Here is a 4,252-nt window from a genome sequence, read left to right on the forward strand (position 1 = left end):
TTGGACCGGCAACTCGGCATTCAGGTTCTAGCCGCTAGCCAGAAGGGCCAACGAAATATCGGTGGTCCCGGGAGCCGACAAAATGTCGGCGGTCCCAGGGGCCGACAAAGTGTCGTCGATTCCGGGGACGCTGGGAGCGCCGTCTTTCAGACGGCTTACGCACCCAATGACCAGCTGTCGGCAAGGGTCAGAGCAGACGCCTTGTGGGCCGCACCGGATAACGCCGGACCGCCGGCAGGTTTAGTTCCCGGGTATACGAATGGTGGACACCGGCCCGATGCTCTTCGCAGTGCGGAGCAACCAAGTTCCCACGCAGCGCGTGGGAACGAGAAAAACCGCGTCGGGCATCACCTTTTACGACACCCTTCCTCCGGGAGAGGGTTGGGGAGAGGGGATCAAAAAGATGAATCGCTCTACTTTAACACTTATAAATTTACCACTACCATCCGGGCGACATCCTGTTTGTCCGCAGATTACGCAGATTAAGGTCCATTATACGAACCGCGGTCGGTAGACATATACTGTTCCCGCTATTTCCCGGAATTCTCCAAAATTTGCCGTGAAGGGGATTGCCGAACCGAGCGTGGCCCTGATCGCCGTCACCAAACCGGGGGCCTTGCAGGCGCGCGGGCTGGCGCAACGCTTGCCGCGGGCGACGATGGTGGTAGCCGCGGGCCACGCGGCCTTGATGGACGGACTTGCCAACCAGGTCATTGCCTACCCGGGGGCCTTGAGTGGCCGCATGGCGGGGTTGTTCTCCGCGTTCGACCAACTGGTGTTCTTCCTCTCGGTGGGCGCGGTGGTGCGATTGATCGCACCGCATCTCGGCTCCAAGTACCAGGATCCGGGTGTGCTCGTGATCGATTCCGCCGCACGGTTCGTGATTCCGGTGCTCTCCGGGCACGTCGGTGGGGCCAATGCCTATGCCGAACGGCTGGCCGCTCTGCTGGGGGCGACGGCGGTGATCACCACTGCCTCTGAGGGTGCGAACACCATCGCCGTCGACATCCTGGGGCGGGAGCTGGGCTGGCGCCTAGAGGCGCCCAAGCCCAATCTCACGCGCGTCGCTGCCCGCGTCGTGGATGGCGAAGCGATTGCCTTGGTCCAAGAAGCAGGAGCGCGAGACTGGTGGCCCGGTCCCGGACCGCTGCCCGAGAATATCCATCTGTACTCAGCGGTCGAGGCCGTGGATCCGGATCGGTACAGTGGCGTGCTCCTGGTGACCCGGCGCGCGATCCCCGCGGACCTATGGCAACGGCTCGCAGGACGCCTGGTAGTCTATCGGCCCCCGGCAGGTCAGCCGTGATGCGGGTTATCCTGGGATTGGGTTGCGATCGCGGCACCTCCCTGGAGACCCTGGAGGGCGCCGTGCGGCAGGCGCTGGCGGCGGCCGGCCTCGCCCTCGATGCAGTCGCGGCGGTGGCTACCATCGACAAGAAACAGGACGAGCAGGCGATCCTGTTACTGGCGCAGCGTCACGGATGGGGGCTGCACTTCTTCAGTGCCGAGGCGCTTGCGGAGGTCGAGGTCCCCCATCCCTCGGAGCGGGTGCGGACCCATATGGGGACCCCCGCGGTGGCAGAGGCGGCCGCCATCCTGACGGCCGCCGGGCACGCGGGCGATCTCCTCCTCACAAAGCGCAGATACCAGGGCAATGACGGCAAACACGCCACGGTTGCCATCGCGCAGGCGGCTTGCCGTTGTGATTAAGGGTAGTGGTAAACCTATAAGTGAAAAAGTAGAGCGATTCATCTTTTTGGTCCCCTCTCCCCAACCTCTCTCCCGGCGGGAGAGGGGACAGAGTAGCCAGTACCGCTGGTCATGTTATCACTTATACATTAGCCATTACCTGATTAAGCATGTCCAAGCCCGCCGCTCCAGATTTACCCTCCGCCGGCCCGGACCTGTGCGTGCACTGGTTCCGGCAGGCGACGCCCTATGTCCACGCCCACCGGGGGCGGACCTTCGTCATCGCCTTCGGCGGCGAGGTGGTGGCCGAGGCAGGCTTCTCCGAGCTGGTCCACGACCTCGCCCTGCTCCACGGCCTGGGGATACGCCTGGTGCTGGCGCACGGGGCCCGACCCCAGATCGAGGAACGGCTCGAGCGGCGGGGAGCCGCGCTGCACTATGTCAAAGGATTGCGCGTGACCGATGCCGAGGCCCTGGCCTGTGTCAAGGAGGCCGCCGGGGCCGTGCGGGTCGAGCTCGAGGCCCTGCTCTCGCTCGGACTGGCTAACTCCCCCATGGCAGGGGTGTGGATCCCCGTCGCCTCGGGCAACTTCGTCACCGCCAAACCCCTGGGCGTACTGGACGGCATCGACTATCGGCACACGGGCGTGGTCCGCCGCATCGACCGCGAGTCGCTATGCCGGCGCCTGGATGACGGCGCCGTGGCCCTGATGCCCCCCATCGGCTATTCACCGACCGGTGAGGTCTTCAACCTGAGCGCCCTGGACGTGGCGCGTTCCGCCGCCATCGCACTAGGGGCCGACAAGCTCATCTTTCTGCTCGAGGAGCCAGGTGTGTCGGACGCATCCGGGGGCCTGATCTCCAATCTGCTCAGCCAAGACGTCGAATCCCTGCTCACCGCTGCGCCCGACATGCCCGAAGAGCTGGCCCAATCCCTGCGCGCCGGAGCGCACGCCTGCATCCAAGGGGTGGAGCGCGTGCACCTGATCGGCCGTCGTATCCCTGGGGCCTTGCTGCGTGAGCTCTTCACCCACGACGGCGCCGGCACCATGATCACCGCATCCCCCTATGAAGCGCTGCGGCCCGCCCGCATCGACGACGTGGGGGGGATCCTGGAGCTGCTGCGCCCCTTGGAGCAGCAGGACATTCTGGTGCGGCGCTCCCGCGAGCGTCTGGAGACCGAGATCGACCGTTTCTCGCTCATGGAGCGGGACGGCATGGTCATCGCGTGTGTGGCCATCTACTGTTTTCCCGACACGGACCTGGCCGAGCTGGCCTGTGTGGCCGTCCACCCCGACTATCGGAGCCAAGCCCGCGGCGACAAGCTCCTGGAGCACGTCACAGCAATCGCCAGGAGCCGGGGAATCGGCAGGCTGTTCGTGCTCACGACCCAAACCGCCCACTGGTTCCGCGAGCGCGGCTTCGAGCCCGTGGGCCTGGAGGAGCTGCCCTTGGAAAAACAGGCCCTCTATAACTATCGGCGCAACTCCAAAGTCTTCATCAAGGCACTGTGATTGAGCAATCCTGAATGATTTGGTCTTGTCCGGAGGATTTGACTGCGGAAGATCTGACTTTTTTCCGAATAGTACAGGATTAACAGGATTTCCATGATTAACAGGATATTTTTATTCAAAACGCAAACATCTCTGCAAAACCGGGCCGTGTAAATATACGATCGTCCGTCCGTTCCTGTACCGCCGGGACGCCGAGCACAAGCTCGCTGTGGCCCTGACCACCGACCCAGCCGAGCACCCCATGTCCACACCCCTTCCCGAGCACACCGACCCGGAAACGACCCCGCTGGACTTACCCCGGCAGGACATCACCGGTGTCATCCTCGCCGGTGGCCGCTCGCAACGCATGGGAGGTGAGGACAAGGGCCTGGTGCGGATCGACGGCCAGCCCATGGTCGACCACATTATCCGGGCCCTCAGCCCCCAGGTCGGCCCGCTCCTGATCAATGCCAACCGCAACCTGGGTGACTACCGGCGCTTCGGCTACCCGGTGATACCGGACATCATGGGCGACTTCTACGGCCCCCTGGCGGGCATGGCGAGTGCCTTGCAGGCCACGGAGACCGACTACCTCCTGTGCGTACCCTGCGACTCGCCGCTATTCCCCGCTAACTTGGCCCAGGCCCTATACAGCGCCCTGCATACCCGCCAGGCCGAGATCAGCGTGGCCCACGACGGGGTCCGGATGCAACCGGTGTTCGCCCTGTTGCGGCGGAATCTGCTGGCAGACCTGCTGACCTACCTGAAGGCCGGTGGCCGCAAGATCGATACCTGGTACGCCCAACACCGCCTGGCCATCGTCGATTTCTCGGATCGTCCCGATACCTTCTTCAATGTCAACACCCAGCAGGAACGTCGGATGCTGGAGCGGAGGTTGGTGAGTCCGGGTAGCTCATTGGGTGGGGAAGGGTGATGATGAGTGTCTTGAAAAGTTCGAGGCGCCCGTCCAGAGGAGGGATGCCCTATCATTTTGGCTCTTTATGGATTCCGGACTGCTTTGGAGTGCGCCGGCAAAGCGGCGCGACCGCATCGAACCTCAGCGACGGGGG

At 63.9% G+C, this 4,252-nt stretch carries 4 protein-coding genes; all 4 read left to right on the top strand.

The window, feature by feature from the left end; translation table 11 throughout:
- Positions 1–559: 559 nt before the first annotated feature.
- The 4 genes from BQ17_RS11135 (at position 560) to mobA (ending at position 4,116) form a co-directional block, all read left to right on the top strand.
- Entirely contained in the window at positions 560–1,306 is a 747-nt protein-coding gene (locus BQ17_RS11135; RefSeq protein ID WP_089727056.1) for a cobalamin biosynthesis central domain-containing protein, read from the top strand.
- Positions 1,306–1,710: a cobalamin biosynthesis protein gene (locus tag BQ17_RS11140; protein ID WP_089727058.1), complete on the top strand. Its 405-nt coding sequence runs from the start codon at positions 1,306–1,308 to the stop codon at positions 1,708–1,710. The genes BQ17_RS11135 and BQ17_RS11140 overlap by 1 nt, the downstream gene beginning before the upstream one ends.
- Positions 1,711–1,859: 149 nt before the next feature.
- Complete coding sequence (gene argA / locus BQ17_RS11145) at positions 1,860–3,203, top strand: amino-acid N-acetyltransferase (protein ID WP_089727060.1); 1,344 nt, start codon at positions 1,860–1,862, stop codon at positions 3,201–3,203.
- 241 nt (positions 3,204–3,444) lie between these two features.
- Positions 3,445–4,116, top strand: a complete 672-nt coding sequence (mobA, locus tag BQ17_RS11150; RefSeq protein ID WP_089727062.1) for a molybdenum cofactor guanylyltransferase MobA — start codon at positions 3,445–3,447, stop codon at positions 4,114–4,116.
- Positions 4,117–4,252 lie beyond the last annotated feature (136 nt).

The organism is Candidatus Thiosymbion oneisti (assembly GCF_900092655.1).
Lineage (GTDB): Bacteria > Pseudomonadota > Gammaproteobacteria > Chromatiales > Chromatiaceae > Thiosymbion > Thiosymbion oneisti.

Bases quoted from the DNA above. Each gene is read 5' to 3' on its own strand.
- argA (WP_089727060.1), top strand. From the start codon at position 1,860: ATGTCCAAGCCCGCCGCTCCAGATTTACCCTCCGCCGGCCCGGACCTG.
- BQ17_RS11140 (WP_089727058.1), top strand. From the start codon at position 1,306: ATGCGGGTTATCCTGGGATTGGGTTGCGATCGCGGCACCTCCCTGGAG.
- mobA (WP_089727062.1), top strand. From the start codon at position 3,445: ATGTCCACACCCCTTCCCGAGCACACCGACCCGGAAACGACCCCGCTG.